This window comes from Shewanella electrica, from assembly GCF_022321485.1.
In the GTDB taxonomy this organism is placed as follows: domain Bacteria; phylum Pseudomonadota; class Gammaproteobacteria; order Enterobacterales; family Shewanellaceae; genus Shewanella; species Shewanella electrica.
Map to the genome: position 1 here is coordinate 1 of NZ_JAKOGG010000186.1, position 279 is coordinate 279.

A 279-nucleotide genomic window follows, 5' to 3' on the forward strand; every position below is an offset into this window, starting at 1 on the left:
TAGCTCATCAGAACTTTGTTGAAAATCCACGGATTGCCCATTATCCAACCAAACAATTTGCTTAATTTTTCGTTGGGGCATCTGCCCTTGAAAGATAATTTCTTGTGCCTGTTCGCCACCCAGCACCACGTTATGGTTCCCGATATTCTGCAAGCCAGTAACAAACAAATAGTCACCTTTAATGAAGTTTTTATTATTATTTTCAGCGATATACGTTGGATGAGTTTCGTTAGCGGTGGCTGTGATTGCCGTTCCATTAACTCGCATCCATTTGCCGAC

1 protein-coding gene is annotated in these 279 nt (G+C 41.6%); it reads right to left on the reverse strand.

Annotated features, from left to right (window positions below; genetic code table 11):
- Positions 1-279: hypothetical protein (locus L9G74_RS20325; protein ID WP_238898583.1), on the reverse strand; the 279-nt coding region annotated here is incomplete at both ends.